This window comes from Shimia sp. R9_2 (assembly GCF_017743735.1).
Classification (GTDB): Bacteria; Pseudomonadota; Alphaproteobacteria; order Rhodobacterales; family Rhodobacteraceae; genus Shimia.
The window spans coordinates 22864-38991 of sequence record NZ_JAGHRO010000005.1; the positions used below are offsets into that span (position 1 = coordinate 22864).

Genomic DNA, 16128 nt, shown 5'->3' on the forward strand with positions numbered 1-16128 from the left:
AAAGAAACCAAAGTACGGGTGATGAAAATTCGTGCGCCACAGGGCGCGATATCGGGAATTCAGAGGTTTTGGCGCGTGAATAGGGAACGCGGCTGTTAAATTGCCTTAAAATGTTACATCCTGTCGGTATTTGTAAGTAAAGCGTATTTGAGACTTGGTTTGGTATGCAATTCGTCTCGACCTCTTTTATTGCCGTGTTTTTGTGCAGTGTCCTGTTGTTGCAGGGGCCGTATCGCGGGCTTTGGGCCTTTATGGTCTCTTTGCCTTTTGGTGCAGCTGCGGCGATTTCTTTTCCGGCGGTTGGCGGCACATCCCTGTTGGTCAGCGATATTGTGCTGCTGGTTATGATGGTGCAGCTCTTCTTTCAGCGCCGTTGGTTCAGTCAGACTTTGGGAACATTGCGCCCCTATCGCCCCGGGTTCTGGCTGTTGCTGTGTTTGATCGGGGCGGTTGTATCGGCGATTTTCCTGCCGCGCCTGTTTGTCGGTCAGACCGAGGTTTTTCAGGTGGTGCGTTATGAGGACCGGGCGCTGCCGATGTTGCAGCCCTTGCAGCCGTCAAACAGCAATATCGCGCAGGCCTTTCGCCTTCTTCTGTCTGCTTCTGCCTTTCTGGTGCTCGCCACGCTTTACCGGCTACGGCCCGAGCCGCAGCATGTGGTGGGTGCAATGGCGGCGGCATTGGCTGTGCACGCTGCGCTTGGATTTGCAGATGTCGCCTCCTACGCGTTGGGCATGCCGGATTTGCTGAGCGTGATCCGGACCTCCGGTTATCAAATGCTGGACCACCAGATGCTGTTGGGTGCAAAGCGCATGGTTGGAGGATTTCCGGAGCCTTCGTCCTTTGGCTATTACACCATCGGGCTCTTCGGGTTCTGGCTGCGGTATTGGGTGGGGGACCGTTCAAATGTGCTGGCGATCATCTGCCTGCTGGCGGTGACGGTTATGGTGCTGCGCTCCACCTCCAGCGGCACCTATGCGGCGGTGGGAGCGTTTATGCTGATTTTTCTCGGCCTTCAGCTGCGCCACATGCATTTGGATCATTTGCCTCCGGCGCAGGTCAGGATGTTGGGCGCTGTTGCTGTCTTGTTGCCGCTCTTTGTTGGAACCGCTGTTTTGATCCTCAATCTTGTGCCTGCGGTTGGGGACTATTTTGACCACGTTTTGTTTTCCAAGCTGTCCTCCTCCTCTGGGGTGGAGCGCATGAGCTGGAACCGGCAGGCGTTTGTCAATTTCTGGGACACATGGACGCTGGGGGCGGGCATCGGATCGGTGCGCGGCAACGGTTGGCTTGGCGCGACGCTGGGCAATATTGGCTTGGTTGGAACCCTGTTGTTCGGAGCGTTTCTGGTAGGTGTGATCCGCGCGCGGGCGGTGGATCCCGCGTCACAGCAGGCGCTGGTGGTCTCGGCCCTGCAATATGGCTGTGGCGCGGTTTTTCTGCAGGCGATGCTGACCAAGACGACACCCAATCTCGGCACGGAATTTTTTGCGATGGCGGGGCTCGCCGTAGGTATCGCCCGAGGATCAGAACTGTTGGGGCGCCCAATGCGACCGGTGCCTTTTCGGTCAAAATTGAGGGCAGGAACGCATGGTGTGTCGCTCAACAGCTGAGTGCCGCGCCCTCGGGAGGACTGCGCATACGGCGCGCCAGTGATGAGGCGCCTTTTGAATTGAGATGACAGAGCGTTTTGGCGCTGCACGGAGATTGAATGTGAATACGCTTGGCAACGAAGACCTTGGCACGGAGCGCTCCTACATCGTTCGACCCGCCACCAATGCAAAGGGCGATGAGGTTGATCTAAGCGAGTTTGTGCACTCCTTGCTGCGGCGCAAATGGCTCATTTTAGGATGCTCCTTCGCTGTCGCGGCGCTGTTTTATGTGCTGACCGCGCAGATGACGAGCTACTACACCGCGCGCGCCACATTGATGCTGGACCCAAGGGATACGCAAATTTCGACTTCGCAAGCTTTGGTGTCTGATTTGCAGTTGAGCAATCCGATTTTGGACAGCGAAGTCGCGGTCATTCAATCCAATCAGTTGCTTGAACAGGCCATCAGCAGCATTGGTGTGGACCGGATTGATGCGCTTTATGCCGAAGCCAATGCGCCGCTGCCGCCGTTTTCCTGGTTTCGCTCAAAAAAGCCCGCGTCCGGCTCAGAAAACGACGCCACAGAGGAGGTCGATGCGCCGCCTGCGCTGATCCCGCCGGAGCGAGTGAAGATGAACCGGGTGTCGTCCCGCATTCGCGAGGGGCTTTCGGTTCGGCGCGTGGGGCAGTCCTATGTCATAGAGATCCTGTCTGAAACGGTGGATCCGCAGCTCTCCGGCCTAATGGCGAACAATCTCGCCAATGGCTATATCCAGCAGCAAATCGTCAACCGGCGCGAGGCAGCGCTTCGTGCGACCACATGGTTGTCCAATCAGGTGGAGGCGCAGCGCACGCAGGTTGAACGCGCCGAGGCGGCTGTCGAAGACTTCAAGAGTGCGCAGATCATCAGTGATGGGGCCTCCAGCGATATCGTGTCTCAGCAAATGATTGAGCTCAATGATCAGCTGGCCCGGGTGCGCGCGGAAATTGCAGCAGAAGAGGCGCAGGTTCAGCAGATCGAGGCGGTGTTGCAGGGGGACGGAGCGCCCGCTGTTGGTGATCTGTTGTCCTCGCCTCTCTTCGCGACCTTGCGGGAGCGCCGTCTGGCTTTGCTGCAAGACGATGCCAATCTCGCAACACGTCTGGGCGAAGAGCACCCAGAGCGGCGACAAATCGCTTCGGTGATTGCGCAGCTGGACGCAGAGATGACGGATGAGGCGCGCAAGGTAATTGAGGGGTTTCGCAATGATGTGCGCATACTGGAGTTTCGCGAGCAGGCTTTGTTGGAAAACGTGAGTGAACTGGAGGCCAAGCTGGCGGCCATCTCGCGCTCGTCGCTGGAGTTGCGCCAGCTGGAACGCGAGGCGGATGCGTTGCGCGGCACTTATGAGGATTGGCTGGCCCGTTTGAGCGAGGCGCGTTCACAGGTTGAACTGCAAAGTGCCGAAGCCTTTTTAATCAATGCGGCGAAAATCCCCTCAGGTCCGTCCGCACCGCGGCCGAAACTGCTGACCGCTTTTGGTGCGGTCTTAGGATTGGTGATTGGTTTGATCGCTGCGCTTGTGCTGGAAACCACCAGCCATGGGTTTGCGCGCAGTGCGCAGCTGGAAGCGGCGCATGGCTTCCCGGTGGTGGGCAGCCTGCCCAAAGGCAATTGGTCTGGCCCCGGAGAGATTTTTGCCACCCTAACAGATGATCCCTATTCCTTGTTCAGCGAGCGCTTGCGGCAGCTGCGGGAAACCCTGCTCAGTCGGAAGGAGAGCGGGACATCGCACAGCTACGTGCTGTTGTCTTCTGTGCCCAATGAGGGGAAATCAACTGCGGCGTTGGCGCTGGCGCGGATGTTTGCGATTTCCAACCGCTCTACGATCCTCGTGGATCTGGATACGCGCCAGTCCGCGATCTACCGCGAAGCCAACCTGACAATGGAGCATGATCTTGGGGATTTCATTGCCGGGCGTGTGTCGCTCAGTCAGGCCATCATGCGCGGAGGTTCTCTGAATTTTGATGTTCTGGGAAGTTCCTCTTCCAAAGGTATTTTGTCCGATGCGGTGAAACACTCTGAACTTGTTGAATTGGTGGAAACGCTGAAGCGTCATTACGAGATCGTCATCATAGATGCGCCCCCGGTGCTTGCGGTCTCCGATGCGCTTATGGTGGCAGGGGTGGCGGACAGCCTGTTGTATCTGGTGCGCTGGCGTAAGACGCCCAAACGTGCCGTCAAAATGGGGCTGACACATCTCGCCAGTATCGGAGCGCGTCCGGAGGGCATGGTTTTGACCATGGTCTCCACACAGCAGGATCCCGACTATTATGTGAGGCACTACAATTATGGTTAGAGCGAGTGCATGCGCGCTGGGCCTGTGGGCCGCGCTTCTGAGTTTAGGTGCCACGTTGGCCTATGGAGAGGGCTACAAGCTGGTCATCGGCGACCGGCTTCAGGCAAGTTTGCTGGGAGAGTCGCAACCCATGACAGGCACGGTTGATCTGGATGGGTATCTGCGGTTTGCGGGGCTGGCGCAGTCGCGTGTCGCGGGACTGACACTGGAGGAAGCCGAGCGAGCCCTTGAGAAAGACCTGCAGGCGGCGGAGCTCTACGTCAATCCGGATATCAGTCTGGCGATTGAGAGCCATGCGCCCATCGTAATTGTCGGAGAAGTGCAGCGCCCGGGCTCGTTTGATTTCCTGCCACAATTGACCGTGGAGCTTGCGCTTGGTTTGGCAGGCGGCGTTTCACTGACAGACCTGAGTGATGATCAGCGCGAATTGCTTCATGCGGATGCCGAAGGGCAACTTCGTGCGGCAGCCCTTGAAATTGCGCACCAGACAGTCCGGATCGCGCGACTGGAAGCGCAGTTGGCGCAAAAGTCGGTGCTTGCCGCGCAAGATGTCGATCCCCGCGAGATGCCAGTCGCTATGCCAGAGATCATCGATGCGCAGCTTGGGTTGGAGCAACAGCTGTTGAGCACCTTCATCGCGCAGGGGGGGCGGCAAGATGCGCTTTGGGATCAGCATCTCAAGGAGCTGGAAACGGAAATCGCTCTTTTGGACAGCCGGATTGAGATTCAGCAGGATGTCGTGCTGAGCCGGGTGGAGGAGTTGGAGGACACCAGATCCCTGGCGGAGCGCGGTCTGCAGCGCGCGACCATTGTCACGGCGCAAGAACGCCTTGAGTCCGAGGCACGCGCGCGCATCTTGGAATTAGAGGCGCAAAAGTCGCGTGCGCAAAGTGACTGGATCACTGCATCACGCGCGCAATCCAACTTTCATGACCAGCGGCGACTTGAAACGCTGGAAGCCTTGCGGAGCGCTGTGCAGGCCCGCGATGGTCTGCGGCAACGCCATGAGAATCAGCGACAAAGATTGGCAGTACTCTCCTCAAATGGGGTGATTCTGGGCTCCGCTAGCGATCTTTTGGATATGAATTACGTGATTTTGCGTAGAACAAGCGCCGGAATCGAGCGTTTGGACGCGACGAGCGACACCGTCGTTCTACCAGGCGATGCGGTGATTGTTTCCGCTTTGATGGGCAATGCTGCAAACGACTTTTGAGTGTTGATATTTTGGGCGCTGCAGCTGCACTGAATCCGGTCTTGGAAAACACGTTTATTGGGAATTCTCTGAAGGTAATACGCCAATCAATGAATGCCTGCGTCCCGATGCCGTCTCAAATGAGGGGATGTCACAAATGCGTAAATCCCCTTGATTTTCGAGAGATTTATGCGCTTATTTCGCGGGTGGTATTCGTTGGAGCGCTTTGCGTAAGTATAAGTGGTTTATGTGGATTTTCTAAATTTAACTTGAGAACAATTTCACTTTCCAATTCGCTAATTGGCGCGATCTAATTGTGCGTGAATTTCAGGGAGATTTCTTTTTTATGTAATTTAGTCAGGTTTTCCTGACTGACGCATGGCGCTAAAAAATGGAGAATCAAAAGATCTCTGCAGCGCAGAAAAGTCACGAATATAGATAAGTTAAAAATTTACTTACAATCAGAATCAAACTACTGTTTATCCAATACCTAAGAATACTTTTCGCTATTTTTCGTAAGTTCTGTTTTGAGTTTTGGTCATGAAAGATATTGTGGAAGAACGTTTTTTGTTCGCCCGGCAGAGCTTCACTCGCTCTGATGAAAGATCAGCCACAAAGGCTACTGTACGCGCTACGGCAAACCGGTTTTATCGCCGCGCCGGTAAGCGTGCCTTCGATATTGTCCTTGCCTTGATCATGCTTCCGGTTTTGGCGCCGGTCATTTTTTGCCTTTGGGCTGTGACGCGTCGCGACGGTGGCAGTGGCTTTTTTGGCCATGTACGTGTTGGAAAAGACGGTCGCAAATTCAAATGCTGGAAAGTGCGCACAATGGTGATGGGGGCAGAGGAAAAGCTCCAAGCCTATCTGCGTGAAAATCCGGAAGCGGCAAAAGAGTGGTATGCAAATCATAAACTGACTGATGATCCGCGTATTACAAAGTTTGGTGATTTCCTGAGAAAAACCAGCCTGGATGAATTGCCGCAGATTTGGAATGTTCTGGTCGGCGAAATGAGCTTTGTCGGCCCGCGTCCTGTTGTTCAGGATGAACTTAAGAAATACGGCCACGGCGAAGAATTCTACCTCGCTCAGAAACCGGGGATTACGGGTCTTTGGCAGGTGTCCGGTCGCAATAGCGTTTCTTATGACGACCGTGTTGCTATGGATTACGAGTATCTGCAGCGAATGAGCATGGGTTTTGACATTCGTATTGTGCTTAAGACGTCGCAAGCTGTTGTCAGACGCACTGGGTGCTAATCAGCGATCAGCACAGGCCGTGAGGTTTAATGGTCGGAAATTTCTTTTGGCATAGAGATGAGAAATGCGCGCATGCATTTGGGATCTAATTTTGAAGGCCCAATTTAAGTAACGAGTTCAATTGGTTTGAATACCGTCGCTAGACTAAAATAAGAGCGTAGATGGGGGCATCTGCGCTCTTATTCCTTTGAGTGGCTTTTCGTTCCAGTAAGCGCATATGAAATGCACTTTCATATGTCAGTCAGCCGCGCCTCGGGCGCCTTGGAGCTGTTCGCGGATCTGCTCAAACATCCTCACGAGAGGCCAGGTTTCTTTCTCCATCGCAGCGAAGGTCTCGCCACGCAGCAGCAGGGCCTGAACCATCTCCGGATGCGCGCCAACGCGGTCTGATCTGGCGATCTCCTGCCGGGTGTACCAGCGGCGTCGTTTGATCAGGTGACGCCCGATGCGGCGTGTGCGCAGCGCGATTAGGAGGGTGGTCATCAGATGAAACCGACGCAGCACGAGAGGGGCGGCGAGCCCGTGATATTCTTCGATCCGTGCGACAAAGAGCGGGTAAATGTCGGCAAAAGACAGCGCATGGTATTCATCTGCTGCCAGCCAAGCCAGATCTTCAAAACCTGAGCCGACAAAACTGTCTTCAAAATCAAACCAGCCAATTGTGCCTGACTGTGCGACAGACGCGTTTGCGAGCCGGTTGTCCCATTTCAAAAAGAATGCGTCTGTTGGTGCAAATTCGATTGCCAGTTTGTCAGGATCGTATCCGTCAAGCGTCAGGCCAAAGACCGATGCTGTGCGAATGGGGCCGTCACAGAAATACTGGCGCTTCGCATTGTCTTGAAACAGCACAGGCACCTCAGCTTGAGGCAAGGGGCGGCCGATGTGCATTTGATAGTTGAAGACCGAGACAATGGCGTCGTCAAACAGTGCCTTTTGCTCAGCGGGACGTATGGCCCCGATCCGATTTGCGAGACTCACCGGGCCCATATCTGTCTGAAACAGAAACCCCTGATGCTCGCCAATCAGTTGAGGGAAATGATCTGTGCAGGGCGCGACATGCTCCAGAATGCGCCGTTCCCGTGCTGCGCCTTTGGTGTTGTCCCGACGGGACACAATCACCGTTTGATCTTCCAGAAACATCCGAAAAACCGCCCGGTCACGCCCGCCCGGGCAGCTGGCTTTGATCACCGGTTGCCCGAGGAGTTTTTCTGTGGCGGAGATGAGGCTTGCGACCTCAACTCCGCCGACACGGTCCACGCTGTGCGTGTCCTTCATGGCTTACCTCACTGACGGATTTGAACCTCGGCGGAAGCCGCCGTTTTGGGGTCCACAAGCGTCTTGCGGTTCCGCTGCATGCGCTCCAGGAACACCCGCAGCTCTGCGCCTTTTGGTGTGGCGCGCGCGATCATCGGAATGCCATTTTCTCCACCGGTCTTGAGCTCCGGGAAGATGGCAAAGATCTCGTCCCGCGCCTCCGGGGAAAGCGATTTAAGCGCTTCGGTGCCGGTGAAGAGGGTCTCCGTCACAGTGCCTTCCGACCAGATCAGTTCGTGGTTCTCGCAGAGGAAATGATAGTAGGACACGCCATCCGGGTTGTCCTCCACCACATCAATGCCTTTGAACATGGTCAGCTTCTTGGCGGCGATCAGCACCTCGCTTTTGCCAAACATACGCTCGGCAATTTTGGAGCTGACAAAGATCCGGTGCTGAGGGCTCACCACCAGGTCACGCTTGGGCATGTCCGGCCCCAAAGCGCTGGCAGAGATGCGCACGGGCTTCAGGTTCGGGTGCTTTTCAAGCTCCTCCGCCGAGATATTACGGTTGCCGATCCAGCGGATAGGCTGCGCGCCGTTGTCCTTGGTCATCACCTTGTCGCCAACCGACAGGGCCTCAATGGCGACCTCGCCTTCCGAGGTTGCGATTTGCGTGCCGCGGGCAAAGCAGACAACGGTGAAGTTGATCTCTTCGAAGTTCTCAAAGGAGATATTGCCAACTTGGCCGCTTTCGTCGCCATCGGTGATCCGATAGGTGCCACCCGGCGACACATTTGGAACATTGCCGTCCAGAATGTCGCGCAGCGTGGGCTGGCCCTGGCCACCAAAGTTGATCGCAGCGCCGTTGTTGGGTGTGAACACCCCGATGGCACTGTTGTCAAAACCCGTGATCGTTGACACGTCGGTGACATTGGTGGTCAGCGTGATGGAGTCATCATTTGCAGTCTCATCTGCAACAAAATGCTCGACCTGATTGACCGTGTCGCGAGAGCCCTCGATCAGTTTGTCGATGTGGCCGTTGCCACCATCGTCGATGAAGGCATCAATGTGCTCATCTGCCGGATCGGCGCTCTTATAGGTGTCCCGACCGGAACCGCCTGAGACTTGGTCGCTGCCATCGCTGCTGATAAAGGTGTCATGTCCTCCATCACCAAACAGTTTGTCATCACCTTCGCCGCCATCGATCGTATCGTTATCGGCACCACCGCGAACCGTGTCGCTACCCGAACCACCTTCCAGGTAGTCGTGGCCACTGCCACCTGAAAGGTTGTCATCGCCCTCTCCGCCAAGCACGGTGTCATCACCACCGCGCCCATCAATGACATCGTCACCGTCTGCGCCTTGGAGAATGTTGGAACCATCGGTGCCGGCAAGCGTGTCGTCACCGGCGCTGCCGATCGCGTTTTCAAAGTTGGTGGCAGTTTCAGTCGTGCCATCGCTCAGGCGGGCTGTGCCAGCCTGCAGGTCGAGGTCGACGTTTTGATCTGCCGAGGAAAATGCGCGTTGGAAGCTGACCGTGTCGATGCCATCGCCACCATCCATGTGGTCCGTAGAGAAGCCACCGTCTACAGTGTCGTTGCCATCGCCACCCTTGATGTTGTCGCCACCCCAGTGGCCATACAGGCTGTCATTGCCCGCGCCGCCATCGATATGGTCATGACCTATGCCACCATCTACAGTGTCATTGTGGGCGCCACCGGAGATGGTGTCGTTGCCATCACCGCCGAGGAGCGAGTCGTTGCCATCTCCGCCGTCGACATAGTCGTGGCCTGCGCCTGCATCAATCGTATCATTGCCCGCCACAGACGGGGTTTCGATAACGGACACATTGTCGATTTTGCCGTCGCTGCTATGAGCCTCACCAACAGCCGTTGTATTGGTAATGCGCAGCGTGGTGTTTGGTGTGGTTGCGGTAAACGTGAAGCTTACATGTTCACTGGTGCCGTTTTGTACTGCGACGGATTCTGACGAAATGACATTGCCGTCTGAATCCAGAACGTCGATGCGAAATCCATGATGTGCTGCACCTGCGTGGTGTTCAAACAGGTCCAGAGACACCGTGTGCTCAGCACCGATATTGGTGGCAAAGGTTTGTTGAATCGCGTCACCAGCTGCACGACCACCGTGGTTGAACTGCGCGCGCCCACCACCAACGATTGGCGATACGCCATCGTGGTTGCCGTCAATTCGATGCCAGCCAGCGCTTGAGGAGAAATCCCCATTGGTGATCAGGTTGCCAGTATTGCCGGTCTGTGTGTCCCCATAGATGCGGTCATCTCCTGAACCAGCGCTGATGCTGTCATTCCCGCCGCCGCCGAACACTGTGTCATTGCCACCACCGGCATAAACCGTGTCATTGCCTTCGTTGCCTGCGACCACATCGTTGCCGTCGCCACCGTAAGCAACGTCATTGCCGGAGCCGGCATCAATGTAATCGTTGCCGTCGCCTGCGTTGACGGTGTCGTTGCCGCCGTTGGCATAGATGATGTCATCATTGCCCGCTTCTCCGGGGAGGCGCGCATCGTTGCTATCAACGCGGTCGCCGTCGCCATCGGTGAAGCCCGGGAAGATGTTCTCGTTGCCGTTGCCGCCGCGTACGACGCCATCGGGGCCAACTTTGAGGGGATTGAGACCGCCGCCACCACCGGAGCCGCTGCCTGATCCGCTGCCGCCGCCGCTGCCTGATCCGCTGCCGCTCCCGCGACCACGACGTCCACCTGACCCACTGCCGCTCCCGCTCCCGCGGCCGCTGCCGCTCCCGCTTCCGCCTGACATTTCAGCACCTCCTTAAGTCTGCGTGTGCAGAATGCTAAATTCTCTGAGAGCTAACCCCAGATTGATAAAAGACTTCTTAAACGCACATGAGAGGAAGCCAGCGAGGGCCGTTTCGTAAGTCCCGTAGCACAACGGATTTTCTACCCGATGCTTATATGCGAACTGACACTACAGAGTGTCTGAGTGCGCACCAAGCAACGAGTTTGTTATGAAAGCGTGAACTTATTTGAAAAAAGTCCGTAGTCATCCCCAGTGTCGTCATGGGGCACGAAGTTGCCTTCCATTTGTGATAAAATTAGGACGCGTGCAGGACCTCTTCGTGTCTCATGTGTGTTCTTTCGGACGAACGAGTGACGAGAATGCCCTTATTTACAGAGATCTGTGCGCTGTGGCGTTGCGTATGTACCAGAATGCGAGAGCTGCAGCTTGAAGAGGCTTCAAGTTTGGCCGCCGCGAAAGCTGTGCATATGATGCGTTCTCCGAGCTGATGAGCGGCAATCGATTCTCCTGACTTGGACCTGATTCAGCACTATCACCGTGAAAGATTGCGACGATCTCTGGCAGGGTTTCTGCGTCGTTTCTAAGTATCTGGCCGGTGGCGGTGGCGTCTTCGCCCATCGTCGCGTTGCGCTGGGTGATTTGCTCAGGTTGAGATGTGCTGCTGTTGATTTCCGTCAGATTTCTGACTTGCTCGACGGCTGTGTTTGAAAGCTTGGGCTGAAGCTTGGAAATGTGGTTTACGCGGTTCGCAATGCCATTGATCGCGACGCCGGCATTGCACTCGAACTACATGCCTTTGTCGATCTGCTGCGCGCTCGCAGAAATGAGGTTTTTGATCTCCATGGCGCAATCCGAGGTCTTTTGCGCCAGTGAGCGCACTTCGGATGGGGCCAAGTGATACAAACTGTGTGAATTCAATTCACGCGTTCAGGAGGGGGAAATATGGCATCCAATGAGCGCAGGGATTTAGCCAGTTTCCCTGATAGGAATGCGTTGCTTTCACCTGCAGGCTTGGTCGGTCACCTGCTCATTTCATCAGGTTTTGATCCAGCAAACTCAGGGGGCGCAGCATCCCGCGGATGGGCGGCCACCAGAGCCACGTGCCGCCGAGTGGGCGCAGCGTTGCGCCGGTTCCGAGTTTGAAGCGGGCGAGGCCTGCTGCGGAGCCTTCGGTGGAGGCAATTCCCAGATCGAGATGCAAAGCCCCTTTGGTGGCCAGCCAGCACATGCCTTGCCACATAAGCAGGTTATGTGCGGCCAATGAGCGGCCCAGAGCGGTGCTATGGCTGATGTGATACGTGGCGCTGTGCCCATGTCGTAAAAACAGCATCGCTGCGACAGGGGTCTTGTCGGAGAAAGCGGTGAAGAGCTTCGCGCACCCGGGGTTGGCTTTGGCATAGGCCAGCGTAAGGGCATCGGGCCAGCCGTTGTAGCCGCGCTCTTTCTGCTGGGCCTGGTTTTGTTGCAGCAGCCACTGATCAGGTTTCAGTGTCATGTTCTGCCGTGTGATGCGCAGATCCTGCTGTTCGGCAAAACGCAGACGGTTGCGCCACTTTTGATGCAATTGCGCGCGGAGATCACCCTGCAAAGACAGCTCCGCGATGTGCTGCGGGGTCATCACCGGAACCGCGCCGAGTTTGCCCAGCCACGGGGCGGGCTGATCAGGGTTTAACACCCAGAGGTGTTTGTGGAGGCTGCCGCCCTTGATGGGTTTGCGGATCAGCGCGGGGAGCGTGTCTTGTGAGAGCTGAGCGCGGGGGAGCATTGCCACAGACACACCCGCCAATTTGCGCCGCAGCACCAGCGTGCCGTCCTCCAGCGCGGAGGTTTGTGTCTTGGTCAGCGCGAGAGCCTTGCGATATTCATCACTTTGCTGAAGCGGGGTTGGCGGGAGGTCTGGGCAAGCATCAAACATGCGGCCATTAACGCATCTGAAACCTAAATCATGGTTAATAAACTCATGAGAAAATCAAAACAAACCCCCGTATATGGCCAGACCGCACCAAGCGCCAAGTGGACGAAGGCGGCGGCCCTTCTGTTGGCCACAGGACTTTCTATTCCTGTGTTTCTGGTGCTTTCGGTGATTGAGTGGCTTTGGCTCTGAAGCCGCGCCACGTCGCGTATTTATGTTGGGTCTACCACGCCCATAGCAATGAGCCGCAAGGCGGTCATTGAGGGCACAAAGAAATATTCTCCGCCCCGGCACTCCACAAAGGTTTTGAGCTTGGACATGATGTAGGGCGGCTTTCCGCATTTCGGATCCGCCGGAATGGTATGGCGTTTGTGGGTGCTGTGATCGCCCAGCATGGGGCAGGTGTTGTTGCCTTGGTTGAAATCCAGCCCGTATTGCACCCACTGCTGCTGCACAAACTCAAACTGACGAAACAAGCTTGCTCCCATCAGGATCATGGCGACGCCCTGTTCGGTTTCATCTGTGTTTTTGCTGGCATCTGAGCTGCCATAGGGGAGGCCGCGACGCAGCACGCGGCGCCGTTTGTTGAGCGCATGGGTGGCGTTTTTGTTGGGGTACGGCATCCCTTCGGCATCAACGCCGTCCTGATTGAGCGGGTCGAGATAGCCGCGAGTGTTCATGCGCCGAATATGTGCGCCGCCAGGCACCTTGTAGCCCGGCATGTCATCTGCGTAGCGAAAATCTGAGGCGCAGGGGGAGCGCAAGAAAGCCATCTGATTTTCAAGCGCTTTGACCGGATCGGGATCATCAAAACCCCGCCCGGCCTTAAAGGCTTGCCAGCCCGCAAATGTGGGATGTTTGGCCAGCGGCACACCGTCAGACCAGCGGCCACACATTTTGGCCATAAGCGTTTCACGCGCTTCTTCTTTTGGGACCGACATCACCTTGGCAAAGCGCGCGCTTTCCTCCTCGAGCACCTCATTGAAACTGCCGACGTTTTCATGAAGCTTGCGAAACGCCATGAAGGTGCCGTTGTGTGAAAACTCAGGCGGCATGGCAGCAGGGGGCAACTCCTGACTTTCATCGGGGTGGCCGAGAATAAATTCGCCGGTGGCGATGGGCGTCCATTTGCCGTCCATGCGCTTGCCGCGGCCGATCACCCGATCAGGCATGTCTTCAGGGCGGTATTGCCCGTCAAACACCGGATCGCCGATGCCGTCTGCAAAGCCAAAATGCTCTTTGGGTGTTGGCAACACGACATCGCCGTGGGTGTCAAACACCGCATTGGCTTCCAGATAATCCGCTCTGTCATCACGACCGGCATTCAATATGCGTACACTGCCACCTGAGGCCTCGCACAGATCGCGCAGCCACTGGGTACGTGTCTCAAGTGCGGGGGAGGGATCAGCCTTACCCGGTTGCGCAAGTTGCGCGTTCAGCGAAATCCAGACGTGCACATCCTCAGCGCCTCCGCTTCCGGGAGCGCGGTTTTTTTGCCAGATGGGATCCCAATGTGCATCCCATTCCGGATCGTCCTGCGCCACCTTTGTGGTGTCACGATCGCCCAGAACAAAGGCGCGCGCCTTCATGCCGTCAGCGAACTCAAAGGGCATGCCTTTCAGGGTGCGCGTGGGCACTTCCAAAGCGAGAAGGCCCATAAAGCTGAAGGCCACATTGACCGTGCAGGCGGGCTTCTCGGCCTCTTCGGGCCAGCGCGCGCCTGTGGTGACAACCTTGCGAAGCGCATCGACAAACTTGCGCCCCTCGGCAGCCTTGTCGATATGCAGAAAGAAGTAGCGGGCATAGGGGAAGGAATACCGGCCATAGGCGCGGATCACATTGCCCTGAATGTCATGCAGATTGAGGGTGCGTGCCATGGGCTGTCCTTATGGTTTTGGGGCGGCAATCGTGCCGGGGAGCTGCGTTGGCGCGGTCTTGTTTGCCGGCTGATGGGCGGCGAGAAAGGCGCCAAACTGCGCGTGGAGTTCTTCGGGATCGGCCCCTTGGGTGTCGACCGCGAAATCTGCAAACTTCTGCTGCAGATAGAGCGCCTTAAGCACTGAAGGCAGATCGTCATATTCTGCGGGTGGAAGAGGTTTCTTCCCGTTCTGACACACATACCAGACTGCTGCCGCGGCCATGAGGACGGCCGCAAGCAAACCGCCGATAAAGGCCCAGAAGGTGCTGATAGGTAGAAGCGGCATGTCCACCACGCCGATCAGGCGCAGCAAGAGCCCCAAAAGAGCAAAGAGCAGTGGCACAGCGACCAAGGCAATCAGGCGGCGCAGCGGCAGGTGATGAAAGTCGGGCAAGTTGAGGTAATAGTCATGAAACGGCATGGTCGTTTCGACGTGGCACCTGTCCAGATAGAGCGCGAAGTCGTCAGCGGACTGAACGCCGTCAAAGCCCTCACAATTGCAATACACCGCGCGCAATTCGGCTTCCATGGTGTTCCAGAGCGTGCGGGCATAAGCGGAGCGCACCTCTTTGTGCTCCGTGCGGGAAAGCCCTGCCGGCAGTGGGGCACCATCTTCGGTTATCGCGTCAATGTCGGCACAAAAAACCACATAAGATGTGTTCAGGCGGTCCACATGTTGCGGATCAATTGGATCTCCACGAAAGCGTTTGCCCACACGTCCGTTGTAAACCGCGTCATTGAGCACAAACATACGGGCAAAGTGGGTGCGCGTGTTGCGCGCAAAAGGGCTGTTTTTGCCGCTTTTCTGCGTGGCAGGAGATTGCAGCGCAGGTGGCATTTTTGCCAGGGCAATGCGGGCGGCCTGTGTGTATGAGGTGTGGGTGTGCTCGCCTGCGGCGCTGTCGCGGATTGGGGCGAGCGTTGTCAGAAAATAGTGGCCGCTGTCCAGATCTGGCATTGGGGGCTCTCCTCACGCATCATTGGCGACATAGATGTTGCGGTTCAGATCCGCGCGCTCGGTGCTGAGGCTGGCGACAGGGCCAAAGCCCACATCGCCCAAACAGCCTTGAACCCGGCTCATGGCCTCCCGAAAACTGCGGGCAAAGACTTCGGGGCTCTCCTCTGCGTAGAGCGTTTCCAAGTGCAGGAGCGCGTCATACACCTTCAGCGCCCCTTTGATGTCACGCTGCGCGGCACCGGGTGTGGCGTTGTAGTAGTAATCCGTGCCGAGCTGATTGTGGGTGATGTAGTCCTTGAACGGCGTGACCGGTATCGATAGCGGGTATTTCGTGGCGGAAAACCAGAACAGGTCAAGCCCGCTGGGAATGCCATCGGAAAAGGCGTCGATATACTGGTCCCATGTTCCGTTGAAATTGGAACAGAACAGAACGTAGTCGTTTTGCAGATTTTGCGGGCCTTGCCCGAGATCCGGCCAGTCTTTGGGTTTGATGATCACCCAGCGGGCAAAGTGAATGAGGGACAGGCCCAAAAGCCCGGCCAGACGTTCGGGCAATCCTCGGGCCGCCATGAAAAACAATCGGTTGAGCCATGTCAGCTTGGGGCTGCTTGGGGTGACGACATTCATGGCATACGCCTTGCCGGCAACATTGGTCATAAAAACCTCGACCTAAATAACAACGCACTTAAAAATATTCTCTCAGACTAAGCCAATTGAGACGGTTTGTTAACGGAAAAGGCGGAAAAAATTGGGGTGTGCTTTGGTCGCATCCGCAAGATGTGACGGAGACGGCCTTATATGGTATGCGCTTTCGCAGCCATGTGGCAGGCGAGCGATTGCTGGGCTTGAGATTCCGGCCAAATGGCCTAGTTCACAAAGCGTTTTAAGCATATTGTCGTTGGTCTGGACCTTGTA

General features: G+C 56.4%; 10 protein-coding genes. 4 read left to right on the forward strand and 6 right to left on the reverse strand.

Features of this window, described 5'->3' with window-relative positions:
• The first annotated feature begins 164 nt into the window (after positions 1-164).
• The 4 genes from J7400_RS13195 (at position 165) to J7400_RS13210 (ending at position 6376) form a co-directional block, all read left to right on the forward strand.
• Positions 165-1613 (forward strand): hypothetical protein, encoded by a 1449-nt coding sequence (locus tag J7400_RS13195; RefSeq protein WP_209063982.1) that lies wholly within the window; start codon positions 165-167, stop codon positions 1611-1613.
• Positions 1614-1713: 100 nt separating this feature from the next.
• Positions 1714-3930: a polysaccharide biosynthesis tyrosine autokinase gene (locus J7400_RS13200; protein ID WP_209063984.1), complete on the forward strand. Its 2217-nt coding sequence runs from the start codon at positions 1714-1716 to the stop codon at positions 3928-3930.
• Positions 3923-5143: a polysaccharide biosynthesis/export family protein gene (locus J7400_RS13205; RefSeq protein WP_209063986.1), complete on the forward strand. Its 1221-nt coding sequence runs from the start codon at positions 3923-3925 to the stop codon at positions 5141-5143. Before J7400_RS13200 ends, J7400_RS13205 begins: the two co-directional genes overlap by 8 nt.
• 519 nt (positions 5144-5662) lie before the next feature.
• Positions 5663-6376, forward strand: a complete 714-nt coding sequence (locus tag J7400_RS13210) for a sugar transferase (protein WP_209063988.1) — start codon at positions 5663-5665, stop codon at positions 6374-6376.
• A gap of 237 nt (positions 6377-6613) precedes the next feature.
• On the opposite strand, the gene J7400_RS13215 is transcribed toward J7400_RS13210, so the two are convergent.
• From J7400_RS13215 to J7400_RS13240, 6 genes are all read right to left on the reverse strand, one after another.
• Positions 6614-7651 carry a hypothetical protein gene (locus tag J7400_RS13215; protein ID WP_209063989.1) on the reverse strand — a complete coding sequence of 346 codons (1038 nt, stop codon included), beginning with the start codon at positions 7649-7651 and terminating at the stop codon, positions 6614-6616.
• An 8-nt stretch (positions 7652-7659) separates the two neighbouring features.
• Positions 7660-10425, reverse strand: coding sequence for a Hint domain-containing protein (locus tag J7400_RS13220; protein ID WP_209063992.1), 2766 nt, complete (start codon positions 10423-10425; stop codon positions 7660-7662).
• Positions 10426-11452: 1027 nt separating this feature from the next.
• Positions 11453-12340 (reverse strand): GNAT family N-acetyltransferase, encoded by an 888-nt coding sequence (locus J7400_RS13225; RefSeq protein WP_209063994.1) that lies wholly within the window; start codon positions 12338-12340, stop codon positions 11453-11455.
• A gap of 209 nt (positions 12341-12549) precedes the next feature.
• Positions 12550-14214, reverse strand: coding sequence for a peroxidase (locus J7400_RS13230; protein ID WP_209063995.1), 1665 nt, complete (start codon positions 14212-14214; stop codon positions 12550-12552).
• A 9-nt stretch (positions 14215-14223) separates the two neighbouring features.
• A complete protein-coding gene (locus J7400_RS13235; protein WP_209063996.1) occupies positions 14224-15213 on the reverse strand; it encodes a hypothetical protein in 990 nt (329 codons plus the stop codon).
• Positions 15214-15225: 12 nt separating this feature from the next.
• A complete protein-coding gene (locus tag J7400_RS13240) occupies positions 15226-15870 on the reverse strand; it encodes a hypothetical protein (RefSeq protein ID WP_209063998.1) in 645 nt (214 codons plus the stop codon).
• Positions 15871-16128 lie beyond the last annotated feature (258 nt).